Source organism: Leeuwenhoekiella sp. ZYFB001 (genome assembly GCF_011784865.1).
In the GTDB taxonomy this organism is placed as follows: Bacteria; Bacteroidota; Bacteroidia; order Flavobacteriales; family Flavobacteriaceae; genus Leeuwenhoekiella; species Leeuwenhoekiella palythoae.
On sequence record NZ_CP050460.1, the window covers coordinates 1685186 to 1703815 of the forward strand.

The following is an 18630-nucleotide window of genomic DNA, read 5'->3' on the forward strand; positions in this document are numbered from 1 at the left end:
TAATTAAAAAGGAAAAACAACATATACTATGCTTAAAGCAGGCGTGCTGGGTGCAGGACACTTGGGAAAAATTCACCTTAAACTTTTAAATCAATCAGAACGCTATGAACTTGTAGGGTTTTACGATGAATCTGAAACTACCGCAAAAGCAGTCGCTGAAGAATATGGCTATCATCGTTTTGACAGTATTGCGCAGCTAATTGATGCTTGCGATATCGTTGATGTGGTTACGCCAACAACGCATCATTTTGATTGTGCAGAACAAGTCATAAAAGCCGGTAAGCATCTCTTTATAGAGAAACCTATTGCTCAAACTGTTGAGCAAGCGGTGGCCATACGTGAGCTTGCCAAAAAACACGGCGTTCGTGGTCAGGTAGGTCACGTAGAACGTTTCAATCCGGCGTTCACGGCAGTAAATCATCTTATTGAAAACCCGATGTTTATCGAGGCGCATCGCTTAGCCGAATTTAATCCTAGAGGTACTGATGTGCCCGTGGTTTTGGATTTGATGATTCACGACATTGATGCCATTTTAAGTGTGGTTAAAAGTGAGGTGAAACACATTTCTGCCTCGGGGGTTTCAGTAATAAGCGATACGCCTGATATTGCTAATGCCCGTATTGAATTTGCAAACGGATGCGTTGCTAATCTTACTGCCAGCCGTATTTCGATGAAAAAAATGCGTAAGGCGCGTTTCTTTCAAAAAGATGCATATATCTCTGTAGACTTTTTAGAGAAGAAATGCGAAGTAGTACGTATGAAAGATGCGCCTGAACAGGCAGATGACTTTGCGATGATTCTGCAGAATGCTGAAGGAGTAAAAAAACAAATCTATTTTGACAATCCTGAGGTGGAAGAGAATAATGCTATTTTAGACGAATTAGAAGCTTTTGCCGATGCTATTGAGCAAAATACCACACCTATTGTGAGTTTAGCAAATGGTACCGAAGCCTTAAGCATCGCCATGAAAATTATTGCTGATCTATAATATTCTGAAAAGAACCTTAAGCCTATGTTAGCAATTCTGAAAAAAGAATTCCATTCATTTTTCGCTTCTCCTGTTGGCTATTTAGTAATAGGACTATTCTTAATCCTAAACGGTCTTTTTCTGTGGGTTTTTGATAATGACTTTAATCTTTTTGATTACGGTTTTGCCGATTTAACGCCTTTTTTTCAGCTCGTACCGTGGATTTTTATTTTTCTAATTCCGGCGGTTACTATGCGTAGTTTTAGTGACGAACTACGTTTGGGGACTTTAGAGTTACTTCTTACCAGACCCATTACTACCCTGCAGCTTGTTTTAGGTAAGTTTTTTGGTGCATTGCTGCTTTTGATTTTGGCTTTAATTCCCACTCTTGTATACGTCTATGCTATTGATCAACTTGGTAATCCTCAGGGTAATTATGATCAAGGTGTTTTGATCGGTTCGTACTTGGGGCTTCTCTTTTTAGCTGCTACATATACTGCCATCGGCATTTTTGCATCTACGCTATCTGAGAATCAAATTGTTGCTTTTTTAATTGCTGCGCTTTTGTGCTTTCTGTTTTACTTTGGGTTCAATGGAATTGCAGATACGCTGAGTTTCGAAATTTTGAAAACCTTCAGTCTTCAAATGCACTTCGAAAGCATTGGCCGCGGAGTAATAGACAGTAGAGATCTTGTTTGTTTTTTGAGCATAACCTCTGTTTTTATTGGGCTTACCGTTTTAAAACTTGAATCTAAATCTGTAAAGGGATGATCAAGTCAAACTCAAAATTTTTAATTTTTGCAGCGATCGTTCTGATCGTACTAGTTTTATCTCAGTCCTTCAATTTCAGGCTGGATTTAACAGCTGACGGTCGCTATACGTTATCTGAAACTTCAAAAAATATCATTGCTAAAGCACAGGATCAGGTAGTTGTTGACGTATTTCTTTCAGGAAATGTGCCTAATGCTTTTCAAAAATTACAGTTTGAAACCCGCCAACTGCTTGAGGAATATGCTTCTCACAATGCAAACATCAAATTTGCCTTTGTAAATCCTGTTCCCGACGGAGTTTCCCCAGAGCAAATCGCTCAGGATTTTAACAATCGCGGAATGCGCCCAGAGCAGGTACAGCTTAGAGATAATGGAAAAGTAAGTCAGGAGTTTATATTTCCTTGGGCTTTGGTCTCATACAAAGGTAAAAGTATTCCTGTTCCGCTATTGAAGAAAAGCCTGGGAGCGGCACCAGATCAACTGGTAAGCAGATCGGTTCAAAATCTGGAGTATGCATTCTCTAACGGATTTTATAAAGCCCTCAGCCCAAAAAGTAAGCGTATTGCTGTTTTAAAAGGAAACGGCGAACTTGATGATAAATACATTGCAGACTTTTTTAAGACGCTTAGAGAGCGGTATTTTATTGCGCCTTTCCCTTTAGATTCTATCGCACAAACCCCGGATACAGTACTTACTGCGCTGAATAAGTTTGATCTTGTAGTTGCTGCAAAACCAACTAAGGCATTTAGTGATGCCGAAAAGTATGCCTTAGATCAATTTATTATGCACGGCGGAAAATCATTATTTCTGCTCGATCAAGTAGCGATGGAGACTGACAGTTTGTATCTGCGTGATGGTATGGCGCTGGCAACCGCAAGACAACTTAATCTAGATGATTTTTTCTTTAAGTACGGCTTACGCATCAATCCTATTTTGATTGAAGATCTCTACGCAGCACCCCTAGTTTTAGCGAGTGGAGAAGCAGCAAATTCACAATATACGCAACTCCCCTGGTTTTATTACCCGCTGGTGACGCCCGCTGAGAATCATCCTATAAACACCAATATTGATAATCCCATTGCATTTGAATACGCAAATCAAATTGATTTATTAAATACAGATTTACAACAAACCGTGTTGCTTCAAAGCTCTGTACTTTCTAAAGTAAATGGAGTGCCTGCACCGGTAAGTCTAGAATCTATTACCACAGAACCCAGCCCAGATCAATATGCAGCTGGAGCACAAAATCTGGCGGTTTTAGTTGAGGGGAAATTTACTTCGGCGTTTAAAAATAGAATTCTTCCGTTAGAAAATCTGAGGGAACCCTTTCGCGAAAGCGCAATAAAAAATACTGCAATGATCGTGGTTGCTGATGGTGATCTTATTAAAAATGATCTGGATCAAAACGGCAGACCTTTAGAATTAGGATTTGACAAATTCACATTTAAAGAGTACGGAAATAAAGAATTTTTACTTAATGCTGTCAATTACCTTCTTGACGATAATGGTCTTATTAACATTAGAAGCAAGAGTATAAATCTTCCTGCACTTGATATTCAAAAAATATCAAATGACCGCGCCACTTGGCAAGCCTTGACAATAGGGCTTCCGCTAGTGTTACTCGCTGTGTTTGCTCTAATTTATACAGCGCTGAGACGGCGTAAATATCGGGTCTAAGTGTTAATAAGTTTGTTTCGGCAAAAACGGCTATTACGATATCTTTGTGAGGCTGTGTGACAGCTAAAAAATAAATATTGTCAACCCATTTGAATTCTAGTTTTGACCTCGTGTCAAAGAGCATAAACAGCTTTTTCTTATGAAATTTATTGTATCAAGTTCTTACCTTTTAAAGCAATTACAGGTTTTAGGCGGGGTAATCAATAACAGTAACACGCTTCCTATTTTAGATAACTTTTTGTTTGAATTAGAAGAAAGCACTTTAAAAGTTTCGGCTTCTGATTTAGAAACTACCATGATCGCAACCCTAGAGGTTGAGTCCGATGATAGCGGAAGTATTGCAGTACCTGCACGTTTACTGCTCGATACATTAAAGACCTTTCCAGAACAACCGCTTACGTTTGTTGCAGGTGATAATAACACGATAGAGATTAGTTCTAATCACGGTAAGTATGCGCTGGCCTATGCCTCTGGAGAAGAGTTTCCTAATGCCGTAGAATTAGATGATCCTAGCAAAGTTAGCATTCCTGCAGGAGTGCTTGCAACCGCTGTAAGCAATACTATTTTTGCTACAGGAAATGACGACCTTAGACCGGTAATGAGCGGTGTTTTCTTTCAGTTTGATACCGAAGGATTAACCTTTGTAGCTACAGATGCGCACAAACTGGTTAAATACGGTCGTACTGATGTACAGGCCAATCAAACCGCTGAATTTATCATGCCTAAAAAACCTTTAAATCTTTTAAAAGGAATTTTAGCATCAAGTGATGATGACATCAGTGTTGAGTACAACGACTCAAATGCAAAATTTAGCTTTGATAATGTGCAGCTACTTTGCCGCTTGATCGATGGGAAATACCCAAATTATGAGGCGGTAATTCCTAAGGAGAATCCTAATAAACTCGTGATTGATCGTAACCAGTTTTTAAACTCGGTACGTAGGGTATCTATTTTCTCAAATAAGACAACACATCAAATCCGTTTAAAGATCGCGGGAGCAGAACTTAATATTTCTGCGGAAGATGTTGACTATAGCAATAAAGCCGAAGAGCGTTTAACCTGTGATTATCAAGGAGATGATATGCAAATAGGTTTCAACAGTAGATTTCTGGTAGAAATGCTTAATAATTTAAATGCCAATGATGTTTCCTTAGAAATGTCGTTACCTAACCGCGCCGGAATTTTAACTCCGGTTGATGGTCTAGATGAAGGTGAAAAAGTAACGATGCTGGTGATGCCGGTTATGCTTAATAATTAAGAGTAAGAAGGATAAGTAAGTACCTTTTATTTTAGAAGCGTTCTTGTGAGCAATTACAAGAGCGCTTTGTTATTTTATAAAAAACTGAAAAACAATAGATTATTGTTTTATTAAAAATTTCGCACTACATTTAAATACCCTTTGATCTCCTAGCAAATCCCCGATAATTAAATTCTTATACTATGAGAAGAGATTTTTTATCTGGTTTAGCTTTAGGTATTTTGGTAGGTCTCATTATCGGGCTGTCTATAGCACAAGTTACGGGCATTATTTTAGGAGCGCTTACATCTCTTTTAGCAGCCTTCTTTGGCTTACGCCCCGACAAGGAAGGTGAAAGTGGCAATAAAATAATTATTGGCAGCTTTAGTCTAGGGTGCTTTATCGCTTTACTTTTGGGCATTTTCTTACGTACGCACGACGTTCTGGCCCCTTCCCTTCAAAATGAGATCGCCCTGTATAAATCGGTTAATTTTTCGGATGAGGAAATAAAAGAACTGATTTACTTCAAACATTTCGGACTTGTTGCTAATCAAAAGCTGTCTTTTAATAAAGAAGCTGCAACCGCAAATGCGCTCAAAAGCACGTTACTGATGGCTGATGAAAATGATCTAGCGCTTTGCGCAGTAGAGCTTGAAGATTTATCACTCTTAGAGATCGAAGAACTCTTTATTGCTTCCGGCGGAAAGTTTCAAAGACTGTTTGACCAACTTCAACAAAATAGTATTGATGATAGCGAATTAAAATCTTCCGTACTTCTAATTAAGGAATTGCTATGCGAATAATACTACTACTCTTAAGCCTGTGCTGCTTAAATTCTGTTGTGTTTGGTGGTGTTAAAGAAGAGATCAGCAAAACTATTGTGCGGGTAAAATCAGGCAATAAATATTCTACCGGATTTTTCTACGGAAATGGCAATCAAATCATAGCTACTTTACATTCGATTGGTAACCCAGATCAAATTGAAGTTTTTATTCCTTCTGAAAAATCCTGGTGCTCAGTAAGATTAAACCGAATTTCTAAAAAATCAGATTTGGTCTTGCTCAGTCTTTCAGAATGCACTTCCGCAAACTATTTAAAACCTGAAAACATTACCACCTCTGCTATTGATACTAAAGTATTCACCGTAGGTTATTATGGAAGTAACGACAAATACCAAGATCGTGATTTTACTGTGGGTTTAATCGAAGGTAAACGCCTTAAAGACCTTTTAGAGCCGTCTGCAGAACAAGAGATTAGATCGCTTGGTTTTCCATCCCTAGATACCGAAATTGTTTACCTAAAAGGTCAGCTGCTACACGGATTTTCGGGTTCTCCTATTGTTGACTACCGTGGAAAATTGATAGGAATTGCAGACGGAGGTCTAGAAAATGGCGCCGCCGGAATCAGTTGGTGTATTACAGCTTCCGCCTTAAACGACCTCAAAACAGCAACCGATGCATTTCCTAGATCTAGTCTCAAAAAGGTAAATACCCTCTTCGCTGAAGAAATTTCCCCGTCAAATGCTAAAACTGTGAGTAATGGACAATTCTCCTTTCAGCTGATAAAATCCAGAACTTTTAAAGAACTAGATGCTACGGGCAATTATACACAATACCCTGAGATGGGTATGTATCAGATAATGCAAGCGCTTGATCAGGAAGGCATAGCTTATAACAATTTTAGTTTTGATATTTATCTCGAAGCCACAACCGGAGCCACAATAGCGCTCCCTAAAGGAATGGAATTAAAACAAGAAAACGGACTGTTTTACGCCACAACTTTTGATAATGAAGTTGTGATCTTAATCGCGTTATATGAGACTTATGATGTTATGCAAATGTCTTTAGAGTTTGAAAATATGTTACAAGCAGCTACCGGCGTTTACACGTGGCAACTAGATTCACGAATGTCTTTTTTGGTTCCTTATTACAGACCAGATAATGTGGTTATCAACAGAAAATCCTTTTTTAACTATCACCCTAATCGTTATCTCATAGAGGCGCTTGCAGCTAAAGAATTTACATTTTTTGGAGTGGCTACGGTTTTTAAAGAATCCTTCAATTTTAACACTTATGAATTTACTAATCAAGATCTTGCAGCTCAATTTATATTAGCGCTTCAGTTGACCACGTTCACTAATTAAAAAGGCTCAACGTTCTGTTGAGCCTCATTTTTTTTACTTCTGTAAGAGCATTATTCAAAGGTGTAATACAATCCTGGACCGTCACAACTTTGCCAAGAACTCTGCACACTATCTGAGGTGGTATACATAAGTAATTCTACTGTATCTCCAGTACAATTACCTACCAATTCGCCATCTGAATCGTGAGTAAATTGTAGGTATTTATCACTGTTGATCATTACAATATCAAATGTACCTTCAGATTTTAAAGTTTGTCCATCACGCTCTCTAACCTTTGTAAAATGCATTTCAGGGCCTAAAATATAGTATTCCTGCCACGCCATTTCGGCTCCAGTGGTTTCAGAATTTCGAATCTGTCCGCTCATTTTAACTAAGTTAAGTCGTACCGTTGCGGTTTCTTGAACAAGATTAGTTGTTGCAGTGTTATTATCATCAGTGCATGAGCTCAAACTCAATAGCATAAAACTGAAGAAAAGTAATCTAAACATCATGGAGAGTATTTTCTTTTAAGATGCTTAGAACTTAAAAAGGTTGCGTTTAGTATATAAAAAAAGCCTGAAGATTAATAACTTTCAGGCTTACAGTAAATTAAGTTTAAAAATAATTATACTCTTGGTAAATCACCATCTCCTTTTAACGGTAAATCAGAACTTCCCATAAGATATGTATCTACGTGATGGGCTGCTTGTCTTCCTTCTGAGATGGCCCAAACAATAAGCGATTGTCCTCGTCTAGAGTCTCCCGCCGCAAACACTCCGGGCACATTAGTCATATAATTATCTATTGAAGCTTCGATATTTGTTCGCGCATCCATTTTAATGCCCAATTGCTCGGCAACTGTAGGTTCACTACCTGTAAATCCTAAAGCAAGAAATACCATATCTGCTTTCCATTCTTTTTCGGTTCCCGGAACTTCTGAAAGCGTAGGTCGTTCTCCCGGTTTGTGCGTCCATACTACTTCAGCAGTTACAAGACCTGTTAGGTTTCCATTTTCATCACCTACAAATTTTTTAGTAGAAATTGAAAAGAAACGCTCTGCTCCTTCTTTATGAGAAGTACTTGTGCGCAGACGCATTGGCCAATAGGGCCAAGGCTGATTCTCAGGACGTTCAGGAGTTCCCTTACTCATAATCTCAAAGTTCTTCACGCTGGTTGCTCCGTGACGAATTGAGGTACCAATACAGTCACTTCCTGTATCACCACCACCTATTACGATCACGTCTTTACCGGTAGCTTTGATCTCTTCGCCTTTCCATTCTAAACCATCTACGCGACGGTTGTTTTGAGGCAAGAAATCCATCGCTTGATAAATTCCTTTTAGATCAGATCCCGGAATGGGTAAATTACGTCTCACCGTTGCACCGGTAGAAAGCACTACAGCATCAAAATCATTTTTCAAAGCATCAGCTTTGATATCCTTTCCTACGTGCACTCCGCATTTAAAAATAATTCCTTCTTCTTCTAAAATGGCCAATCTACGATCGATGACGTGCTTTTCCATTTTAAAATCAGGAATTCCATAGCGTAAAAGCCCGCCTGGTTTTTCGTCTCGCTCAAACACCGTTACTGAATGTCCGGCACGGTTTAACTGCTGTGCAGTAGCTAACCCTGCAGGACCAGAACCAATAACTGCAACCGTTTTTCCTGTACGTTTTTCAGGTGCATTTGGCTTAACCCAACCATTTTTAAAAGCTTCTTCAGCTATATTTTTTTCGATATTTTCAATCGTAACAGGGTCTTCGTTGATCCCTAGTACACAAGCTTCTTCGCAAGGCGCAGGACATAATCTTCCTGTAAATTCAGGAAAATTATTAGTACCGTGTAAGATGGACGCGGCCTCTTCCCAGCGCTCGCGATAAACAGCATCGTTAAAATCTGGAATCAAATTACCAAGCGGGCATCCACTATGGCAAAAGGGAATCCCACAATCCATACAACGTGCTCCCTGGTTTTTTATCTCTGGCTTATCAAGCGGAATGGTAAACTCCTCATATTTCTGAATCCGTTCCTCAACAGGTTTGTACGGTTCATTTTTTCTATCATATTCTAAAAATCCGGTTACTTTTCCCATGATTCTATTATTCCGTTAAATCTGTTAATTTTTCTTCTTCTTCCAATCGTATCAATGCCTGACGGTATTCTTCTGGTAATACTTTAATGAACTTAGGCAAGTATGCATCCCAGTTCTCAAGAATACGCTGTGCCAACGCACTTTGCGTATAATTGTAATGATTGGTAATCAATTCTTTTAATTGTTGTTTATCATTTTCTTCGGTAATTGGATCTAAGTTAAGATCTGCAGCATTACACTTAGATTTGAACTTTTGATCCTCGTCTAAAACGTAAGCGATACCGCCACTCATACCGGCACCAAAATTACGTCCTGTTTTACCAAGGATTACAGCAACACCACCGGTCATATACTCACAACCGTGATCTCCTATACCTTCTACAACTGCGGTAGCGCCACTATTACGCACACAGAAACGCTCTCCGGCCACACCGTTAAAATACGCTTCTCCGCTAGTTGCACCATAAAGAGCTACGTTACCTATGATGATATTCTCATTAGCTTCAAAAGTAGCCTCCTCAGGAACTTTAATAATTAATCGAGCTCCAGAAAGTCCTTTACCTACATAATCATTAGCGTTACCATCTATTTTAAGAGTAAGGCCTTTTGTAGCGAAAGCACCAAAACTCTGACCAGCCGAACCTTTAAAGTTCACCTTTAAAGTATTATCAGGTAAGCCTTGCTCACCATAGATCTTAGAAATTTCATTACTTAAAATCGCACCAACAGCACGGTTTAAGTTATTAATTTCAAGATCTAGCGTTGTTTTTTCCTTACGGAATAATGCAGTATGCGCTAATTCTATAATTTCAAAATCAATAGATTTCTCTAAATGATGATTTTGTGATTCGGTATTGTAAATCTTCACTCCTTCAGGAACTTGAATGTTATGTAGAATTGGTGAAAGATCTATACCTGCAGCTTTATAATGTTCAATTGCTTTGTTTCGGTCTAACTTATGTGCTTGACCTACCATTTCATCAACAGTTCTGAATCCTAGTTGAGCCATAATTTCTCTCAACTCTTCAGCAATAAAGTACATAAAGTTAACCACGTGTTCTGGTTGTCCTTTGAACTTCTTACGTAATTCAGGATTCTGCGTTGCAATCCCTACAGGGCAGGTATTAAGATGACATACACGCATCATAATACAACCTGAAGCCACTAATGGTGCCGTTGCAAATCCAAATTCTTCAGCACCTAATAGACAAGCGACAGCAACATCGCGTCCTGTTTTAAGCTGACCGTCACATTCTAAACGGATACGACTACGCAGGTTATTAAGCACAAGAGTTTGCTGCGCTTCGGCAATTCCTAATTCCCACGGTAAACCGGCGTGACGTAAGGAAGTAAGCGGTGATGCACCGGTTCCTCCATCATAGCCTGAAACTAGAATGACATCAGCCATTGCTTTAGCAACACCTGCAGCTACGGTACCTACACCTACTTCTGAAACAAGTTTGACGTTTACACGTGCTTCCCGGTTTGCAGATTTCAGGTCATAGATCAACTGCGCTAAATCTTCAATCGAATAGATATCGTGATGCGGTGGTGGAGAAATCAAACCTACGTAAGGAGTACTCTTACGGGTTTTCGCAATGAATTTATTTACTTTCTCTCCTGGCAATTGACCACCTTCTCCGGGTTTTGCACCCTGAGCCATTTTTATCTGAATTTCTTTTGCGCTGGTAAGGTAGTTACTCGTAACACCAAAACGTCCTGAAGCTACCTGTTTAATGGCAGAGTTTCTCCAATCACCATTAGGGCTTTTATAAAAACGCTCAGCGTCTTCTCCCCCTTCTCCACTATTACTTTTACCGCCAATACGGTTCATTGCAACAGCGAGATTTTCGTGCGCCTCCTTACTGATCGAACCGTACGACATTGCTCCCGTTTTAAAACGCTTTACAATTTCGGTCCACGGTTCTACTTCTTCAATAGGAATAGGGTCATAATTTGAAAATTCAAAAAGACCACGAATAGTCATTAACTTTTTTGACTGCTCATTAATAAGCTTAGAATATTCTTTATAAGTTGAAGGATTATTGCGTCTTACAGCTTCCTGAAGTTTTGCAATGGTCAACGGATTGAACATATGGCGCTCGCCATTACGTCTCCAGCGATACTCTCCACCTGCTTCGATCTCCAGATTACCTGAAATATGTTTACTTCCAAAACTACGGGTATGGCGTTTAGCAATCTCTTGCTCAACTTCATAAAGCCCTATACCTTCAATTCTACTTGGTGTATTTGGGAAATATTTTGAAATCAACTTAGAGTTTAAGCCTAAAGCTTCAAATAAACGAGAACCTCGATACGAGTTAAGCGTAGAGATTCCTATTTTATTCATTACTTTAATCACTCCTTTACCTATCGCTTTGTTGTAATTTTCTACTGCTGAAGTAAAGTCAATATCTCCTAGATTACCTGCTTCGATTTCCTTCTGAATGATCTCATTAACCATATATGGGTTGATCGCACTGGCTCCGTAACCGAATAATAACGCAAAGTGATGCACTTCTCGTGGTTCTGCCGACTCAACGATGATACTCATCTTAGAGCGCTGACCGCTTCTGAATAATCCACTGTTCAAGTACGAGCACGCTAAAAGTGCAGGAATTGGTGCCATCTCATCATTAACCCCTCTATCTGAAAGAATCAAAATGGTATGCCCATCATCAATTCCTTTTGAAGCTTTAGCAACCATTTCATCTAAAGCATCTTCAAGACCATTCAATCCACGTTTAGCTTCATAAAGCATCGGGATAGAAGTGACTTTAAAGTCTGGATTGTCAAAGTTTTTAATTTTATCAAGATCCTCTTTAGATATAACCGGATTCTGGATTCTGATTTTCTTACAATAATCAGGCGTGATTTCCATAAGGTTGGTATCAGGACCTAGTGTAAGACTTAAATCAGTAATAAGTTCTTCTCGAATACCATCGAGAGGCGGGTTAGTTACTTGTGCAAATAATTGCTTAAAATAGTTATATATAAGTTGTGGACGATCTGATAATACCGCTAGCGGGGTATCTGAACCCATAGATCCTATAGGCTCTTTACCTTTGGTAGCCATAGGTACAATTATCGTATTGATATCTTCTTTAGTATAACCAAAAGCATTTTTACGCAGACCAAAATCAGTATCTTCTAATTTAAAGTCAACATCACGGTAAGGTATGTCTTTAAGATGTACACGATTTTTAGATAACCATTCTTGATATGGTTTTTGCGTAACGATGCTTTCTTTAACTTCTTCATCATTAACAATGCGACCGGCTTTCATATCAACTAAAAACATTTTCCCCGGCTCTAATCTACCGTGGAATGCAACGTTTTTAGGCTCAATATTTAAAACCCCGGTTTCAGAAGACATGATTACATCACCGGTTTTGGTAACGGTATAACGCGATGGTCTTAATCCGTTACGGTCCAATACAGCTCCAATATAATCCCCATCTGTAAAAGGAATAGAAGCAGGACCATCCCACGGTTCCATGATACAGCTATTAAACTCATAGAACGCTTTTTTCTCAGGTGTCATATCTTGATGCTTTTCCCAAGCTTCTGGTACTAACATCATCATAATTTCCGGTAATGATCTTCCTGACATTAAGAGAAGTTCAACAACCATATCCATCGAAGCTGAATCTGATTTCCCCGGAAGAATAATTGGGAACAACTCTTTAATCTCTTCTCCAAACCAGTCACTTTTAAGAAGCTCTTCTCTACTACGCATACGCGAAACATTACCGCGCAGGGTATTGATCTCTCCGTTATGACACATATATCTAAACGGCTGTGCCAAATCCCAAGTTGGAAATGTATTTGTTGAGAATCGCTGATGTACTAACGCAAGTCTTGTAGTCAACTTAGGATCTAAAAGATCAACGTAATAGTACTTAATATCTTCAGGCATCAAAAGCCCTTTAAATATTAAGGTCTTATTAGATAGACTAGGCAGGTAAAAGTAAGTGCGTTCTGAAAGTTTACTATTTAATATAGTATGCTCTGTAATTTTTCTTGCAGAATAAAGTTTGATCATAAACTCTTGCTCCTGCATTTCATCATTGGGCTTACCAATAAAAATTTGCTCTATGTGAGGTTCTACGCTTGCCGCGATCGCACCAAGATAACCGGTATCTACCGGTACGCGTCTCCAGCCTAAAAGCTTAAGTCCTTTAGCCTCGATTTGCTCTTCAAAAATCTTCTTACAATATGCTCGTTGATTTTCCTTTTGAGGAAGAAACACATTACCCATTGCATACGCTCGCGCTTCGGGAAGATCAAAGTCACAATTCTCTTTAAAGAAATCATAAGGTATATCTATAAGTATACCTGCACCGTCTCCCGTTTTTCCGTCACTACTAACCGCTCCTCTGTGTTCTAGTTTTTCAAGAATTTCTAGCGCCTTATGAATAATTCCATTAGACTGTTTTCCTTCAAGACTACAAATGAACCCAGCACCGCAATTTTCATGCTCCCATTCTGGTGAATATAATCCTTGTTTTTCCATAAAATTTTTGCTCAATATTAAAGACAGAATGATAAAGCTATTCAATAAACTGAAATGCCAATAATTTTAAAGAATAAGATTTTTATTATTTCGTAATTGTCAAAAAAAGGTCTTTTAAATAAAAAGTAATTAATAAAACAGAGGTCTTTTTATAGAAAATGAAATGCATTTTTGCTCAAAAACGGCTATTTCGGCAAATTCTAAAAATGCTATAAATCTTAAGCGAATGTTAACAATTGGCGTTTTTGATACTTTTTTACCCTAAAAATTACCATAAATTAACAAAAACAGCACATTCTCCATAATTAAATTCACAATTTAAAACTTCCGAAATCGCTTTCGGATAGCATACCCTAAAAATTTAGGGGGTATATTTACAAAAACAATAAAAATTTTCACTTACCCCCTATTTTTTTGGGGGTGGTTTTAAATAATACCTAGTTTAGCAGCTCACCAATTAATCAATTTAAAAATGAAAAAATTAATTTTACCTGTAATGCTATGCTTAGGTCTTTCAGCCTTTGCTCAAGAAGAAGAAACCTCTTGGACTGACGGATTCTCACTTTCAGGATCTATCGATGCGTATTTTAGACAGAATATCACTACGCTTAATAAGGTTACAGATGAAGGCTATCCTGCACCGGGTTCTTCATTTGCTAATCAGCCAGGATTTGCTTTAGGTATGGCAAACGCAGTTTTAAGCTATGAAAAAGGAAGTGTAGGAGCTGTAGCAGATCTTGTTTATGGCCCACGTGGTACAGATGCTGTTTTTGGCTCTACTACTGAAAGTTCAAGCATCGTGAACCAATTGTATGTGTATTGGAACGTGAGCGAAAGTGTTACTTTAACCTTTGGTAACTGGAACACATTTTTAGGATATGAAGTTATTTCGCCTGCAGCGAACTTCAACTATTCTACTTCTTACATGTTCTCTTATGGACCATTCTCTCACTCTGGTTTAAAAGCAGACTTTGCCCTTGATGATAACTGGAGCGCAATGCTTGCAGTAATGAACCCAACTGATTGGACAGATTTTAATCCTGCAGGAAGCTACACTTTTGGAGGTCAGTTAGGATACTCAACAGACAGTGGTAGTACTTTCTTAAACTTAATTTATGGAGATCAGGATGGAGATTACACGGACCAAGGAATGGGAGAAGGAGCTGGCTCTACTTTTCAGGTTGACCTTACCACTGGTTACGACCTAAGTGACTCTTTCTATTTAGGCTTAAACGCTACTTATAACACTACAGACGCTGGTGATATGGGCGGTGATGATTACGGATTTTACGGTGTAGCTCTTTATGCTCAAGCTGCTTTAAGCGATTCTTTCTCTTTAGGATTACGTCCTGAATATTTTAGTGAGTTTGCTGGCGGTGCAGGTGCAATAGGAGGCTACGATACTGCAGGAGATGCAAATGTATTTGCGGTAACCCTATCTGGTAATGCAAAAGTTGGTCCTTTAACTTTTATTCCCGAATTTAGATTAGATTCTGCAAGTGAAGATGTATTTCTTGACTCGTATGACGGGACACCTACTTATACAGGTAGCTTAGGTTCTTTCTTACTTGCAGCCGTATATTCATTTTAACCTAAACTAAATTTTTACAATGAAAAAAATTGAAGCAATTATTAGAAAATCTAAATTTTCAGCTGTTAAAAAAGCGCTACACGAAAAAGGAGTGAACTTCTTTTCTTACTGGGACGTAACCGGTCTTGGGAACGAGAAAGAAGGTCATGTTTATCGCGGTGTTTCTTATAGCACAAGTGATATTCAACGTAGATACCTTTCTATAGTTGTAAATGATGATTTTGAACAAGCCGCTATTGCTGCCATTTTAGATGCTGCTGCAACCGGTGAAGTAGGTGATGGTAAAATATTTGTTTCTGATGTTAAAGATGCATACCGCATTAGAACAGGAAAGAAAGGACCGGATACTTTAAACTAAAACTAATCAAACTAAATAAATCAAATGAATTTTATGGCTAATATGTTATTACAAGAACCGGCTGATGCAGTACAAGCTGCTGTTGACGCAGTTAATGCAGATCTAGGTATTCTCTGGATCATCATCGCTGCCATTTTAGTATTCTTTATGCAAGCGGGCTTTACTTTAGTAGAAACCGGATTTACAAGTGCTAAAAACGCAGGTAACATTATTATGAAGAACTTTATGGATCTAGCAGTAGGATCTTTAATGTTCTGGGTAGTGGGTTACTCTATTATGTATGGTGGCGAAACCATTTTAGGTGGTTTTATGAGAGACCCTTCAGACTTAGCTTTCTTTAGCGAAGATGACTGGCACAACCTCTTTTTCCAAACTGTATTTTGTGCTACCGCAGCAACTATTGTTTCCGGTGCAGTTGCAGGACGTTTTAAGTTCTCTTCTTACCTTATCATTTCTGCGGTTTTAACCACATTTATCTATCCGGTATCAGGAAGCTGGTTATGGCCTTTTGATGATCAAGCTTGGTTAAACAATCTTGGATTTATTGATTTTGCTGGATCTACAATTGTTCACGCTGTAGGTGGTTTTGCCGCTTTAGTTGCAGCTAAACTTGTAGGACCTCGAATTGGTAAGTATGGGCCTGACGGAAAAGTTAACGCAATCCCTGGACATAACCTTGTTTTAGGTGCATTAGGGGTATTTATCCTTTGGTTAGGATGGTTTGGCTTTAACGGTGGATCTCAATTAGCCTTTGGTGGAGACGATTCTATTGCCGTAGGTAGCGTGATCATAAACACTAACCTTGCAGCAGCATTAGGTGGTATCGCAGCGCTATTCTTTACTTGGATTAAATATGGTAAACCAGATATTTCTATGACTTTGAATGGTGCCTTAGCAGGATTAGTAGGTATTACTGCAGGCTGTGGTAATGTAGACGCTTTTGGTTCTGTAGCAATTGGACTTATCAGTGGTATCGTTGTGGTATTATCTATTGAATTCATCGACAAAAAACTTAAGATTGATGATCCAGTAGGTGCAATTTCTGTACACGGAGTATGCGGTTTCTTAGGAACTGTTTTAGTTGGTGTTTTTGCAACCGAAGGCGGTGTGCTTTACGGTGGTGGATTTGGCCAGCTAGGTGTTCAGTTCTTAGGTTCGATCTCTATGATCGCTTGGGCAATTGTTGCTACCTTTATCGTATTGTTTATCGTTAAGAAAACAATTGGAATCCGCGTTTCTGAAAAAGAAGAGCTTGAAGGTCTTGATGCGCACGAGCACGGAACAACAGCTTACAACTTTGAAGTTGACGAATAATTTTAGACTTATGAGTTAAAACTCAAAACGCTATAATTTATAAACCCTCAGCGAATGCTGAGGGTTTATTTTTTTAGACTATTAGGGTATTTCGAAGCAACTTAGGAGATCTTCGTCTCTAGCAAATTTTCAATCTCGAAAAGAGCTTTTAAGACTTCTCCTTTTGATTAGTGCCGAAATACTATTCTATTTTAAAAACTGTATAGATATTGGGTAATATGTAGCTTCACCATTTGCAGCTTTGATCGCGTTAATTATCGGAAAAATTAGAACTAGCAAGCCTAAAGCTATAAACCCCAGAATTCCCAAGCCAAATAATAAGATTAAAGGAATACAGATTATACTATATATAAAGGTACTAATCTGAAAATTGAGAATTTGTTTCCCGTGCTCGTCCATATTAAGCACTTTTTCGCGCTGCGTTAACCACAGCACTAGCGGCACAATAAAGCCTCCTATTCCGGTTACAAAATCTAGCAATTGACTAAGATGTGCAACTACCAGTAAATTCTTATCTTCTCTAAGCATCATAATATGTTGATTTTTTGATTGTTTACCTATTAGTACTCCTGTTTTGATAAATGTTACAGTCGTGTGTTTTAACTACTCTCTCAAAATATGGCACGCTACTTGTATTTAAATAAGCGTACCATCCAAGAAATAGTTCAGAGTACAAACAATCTAAATCTAGAAATTATGAAAAACTTAATTTACCTTTTTATTGGTCTGCTTGCAGGAGTGTCTTCTGCAACCGCAGCGACCTTGGATGATACCTCAATTAATAGATATTATGATGGCAGTCGCTACATATTTGTAGAAGGCGGTGTAGAATTTTCTATATATCCTGATGGGGAATTTGACTTTGTTTTACCTCAAATCGCTCAAGGTGTAAATGTTAATGTAAATGCCGGTCCTGTAAATATTAGTTACAATTCAGGATACAACTATGATCCTTATGTGCAATATGATGATTATGGAGCTGTAATTCAGATTGAAAATGTGCCAATTTACTATGATAACTGGGGTAGAATTATTCAAGCAGGTGACGTATTTATAAATTACCAAAATAACAGAATCGTAAACGTAGGTGGCTTAAACGTTTTTTATCGTGGTAGTCGATTTTCACACGTAACGGGTTATATCAATGTATACAATCGAAGATATGTATATCATCCGTATCACAACTTCTTTTACAGACCATTTTTTGACAGATGTTTAGTATACACAACACCGTATAGAAGATTTTATCGTCCTGTAAGATATGATTATGCATACCACAGAAGTCACTATATGCAAGGATACCGCAATGGCTATAGAAACGCTTATCATGATTTCAAACGACCTCAAGGACGTATTGCTCATAATAATGCAAGACGCGGCAGTTATAGCAAAGCCCGCGCACGAGTAAATACTGATAGTAGATCTTATGCTTCAAGATCAAGCACGTCTAGAGCTACTGCAAATAGCAGAACCTCTAGAAACGTTGCAAACACAAGACAATCGCGAAGCTCAAATAATGCTATTATCAATAACAGGTCAAGCCGAAATTCTGATGCCAGAAGAGCTACGACTAATACAAATGCTCGTGTCACTCGTAATGCAAATACCATATCTCGAAGCAGTAATGCTGATAGAAATACGATAAGAACGCAAAGAACTAGTACTGCTACACGTAATAATGCTGTTCAAAGATCAAATCAACAGCGAACTATTGCTCAAAGAAGTACAAATAATCGTAATATTGCAAAGTCTAGAAACACAAGTAATCAGCGAAGCGTAGCACAACGCCCCAGCAATACGCAACGTGTTTCAAGAAACGTTCAAACACAGCGCACAGTAGCAAAGCGTTCAACCGCTCCTCAGCGCAGCGTTCAGCGTTCACAAAGCTCAAGAAGCAGTAATGCGGCAAGAGCATCAAATACTAGAAAAACAAGTTCTGTGAGAACATCTAGAAGTAGTTCTAGAGGTCGCGGAAACTAAATAAAG

14 protein-coding genes are annotated in these 18630 nt (G+C 38.5%); 10 read left to right on the forward strand and 4 right to left on the reverse strand.

Annotated elements, in window-relative coordinates; genetic code table 11:
* Nucleotides 1–28: 28 nt before the first annotated feature.
* From HCN54_RS07395 to HCN54_RS07420, 6 genes are all read left to right on the forward strand, one after another.
* A complete protein-coding gene (locus tag HCN54_RS07395) occupies nucleotides 29–988 on the forward strand; it encodes a Gfo/Idh/MocA family protein (protein WP_167597193.1) in 960 nt (319 codons plus the stop codon).
* Between the two features lie 24 nt (nucleotides 989–1012).
* Complete coding sequence (gene gldF / locus HCN54_RS07400) at nucleotides 1013–1738, forward strand: gliding motility-associated ABC transporter permease subunit GldF (protein WP_167597194.1); 726 nt, start codon at nucleotides 1013–1015, stop codon at nucleotides 1736–1738.
* Nucleotides 1735–3414, forward strand: a complete 1680-nt coding sequence (gene gldG / locus HCN54_RS07405) for a gliding motility-associated ABC transporter substrate-binding protein GldG (RefSeq protein WP_167597195.1) — start codon at nucleotides 1735–1737, stop codon at nucleotides 3412–3414. Before gldF ends, gldG begins: the two co-directional genes overlap by 4 nt.
* 139 nt (nucleotides 3415–3553) lie before the next feature.
* The gene (dnaN, locus tag HCN54_RS07410) at nucleotides 3554–4672 is read left to right on the forward strand and encodes a DNA polymerase III subunit beta (protein WP_072979124.1); all 1119 of its coding nucleotides are present in this window, start codon (nucleotides 3554–3556) and stop codon (nucleotides 4670–4672) included.
* Between the two features lie 182 nt (nucleotides 4673–4854).
* Nucleotides 4855–5454: a hypothetical protein gene (locus HCN54_RS07415; RefSeq protein ID WP_167597196.1), complete on the forward strand. Its 600-nt coding sequence runs from the start codon at nucleotides 4855–4857 to the stop codon at nucleotides 5452–5454.
* Nucleotides 5445–6794 (forward strand): serine protease, encoded by a 1350-nt coding sequence (locus HCN54_RS07420; protein WP_167597197.1) that lies wholly within the window; start codon nucleotides 5445–5447, stop codon nucleotides 6792–6794. Before HCN54_RS07415 ends, HCN54_RS07420 begins: the two co-directional genes overlap by 10 nt.
* A 50-nt stretch (nucleotides 6795–6844) precedes the next feature.
* Here the strand turns inward: HCN54_RS07420 and HCN54_RS07425 are convergent, their stop codons facing one another.
* The 3 genes from HCN54_RS07425 to gltB form a co-directional block, all read right to left on the reverse strand.
* On the reverse strand, nucleotides 6845–7285 hold the full coding sequence (locus tag HCN54_RS07425) for a hypothetical protein (RefSeq protein WP_167597198.1): 441 nt from the start codon (nucleotides 7283–7285) through the stop codon (nucleotides 6845–6847).
* A gap of 113 nt (nucleotides 7286–7398) precedes the next feature.
* On the reverse strand, nucleotides 7399–8865 hold the full coding sequence (locus HCN54_RS07430; protein WP_167597199.1) for a glutamate synthase subunit beta: 1467 nt from the start codon (nucleotides 8863–8865) through the stop codon (nucleotides 7399–7401).
* Nucleotides 8866–8872: 7 nt separating this feature from the next.
* On the reverse strand, nucleotides 8873–13381 hold the full coding sequence (gene gltB / locus HCN54_RS07435; RefSeq protein ID WP_167597200.1) for a glutamate synthase large subunit: 4509 nt from the start codon (nucleotides 13379–13381) through the stop codon (nucleotides 8873–8875).
* Nucleotides 13382–13853: 472 nt separating this feature from the next.
* Here gltB and HCN54_RS07440 point away from each other — a divergent pair, with 472 nt between their 5' ends.
* The 3 genes from HCN54_RS07440 to HCN54_RS07450 are packed head-to-tail and all read left to right on the forward strand — an operon-like array spanning nucleotide 13854 to nucleotide 16644.
* Nucleotides 13854–14972, forward strand: coding sequence for a porin (locus tag HCN54_RS07440; RefSeq protein ID WP_167597201.1), 1119 nt, complete (start codon nucleotides 13854–13856; stop codon nucleotides 14970–14972).
* Nucleotides 14973–14991: 19 nt separating this feature from the next.
* A complete protein-coding gene (locus tag HCN54_RS07445) occupies nucleotides 14992–15330 on the forward strand; it encodes a P-II family nitrogen regulator (RefSeq protein ID WP_072979138.1) in 339 nt (112 codons plus the stop codon).
* Between the two features lie 33 nt (nucleotides 15331–15363).
* Nucleotides 15364–16644, forward strand: a complete 1281-nt coding sequence (locus tag HCN54_RS07450; protein WP_370175079.1) for an ammonium transporter — start codon at nucleotides 15364–15366, stop codon at nucleotides 16642–16644.
* Between the two features lie 186 nt (nucleotides 16645–16830).
* Here HCN54_RS07450 and HCN54_RS07455 read toward each other — a convergent pair whose 3' ends face one another.
* The gene (locus HCN54_RS07455; RefSeq protein ID WP_084673007.1) at nucleotides 16831–17175 is read right to left on the reverse strand and encodes a DUF4870 domain-containing protein; all 345 of its coding nucleotides are present in this window, start codon (nucleotides 17173–17175) and stop codon (nucleotides 16831–16833) included.
* A gap of 87 nt (nucleotides 17176–17262) precedes the next feature.
* Here HCN54_RS07455 and HCN54_RS07460 point away from each other — a divergent pair, with 87 nt between their 5' ends.
* Nucleotides 17263–18624 (forward strand): hypothetical protein, encoded by a 1362-nt coding sequence (locus HCN54_RS07460; protein ID WP_167597202.1) that lies wholly within the window; start codon nucleotides 17263–17265, stop codon nucleotides 18622–18624.
* The last annotated feature ends 6 nt before the right edge of the window (nucleotides 18625–18630 follow it).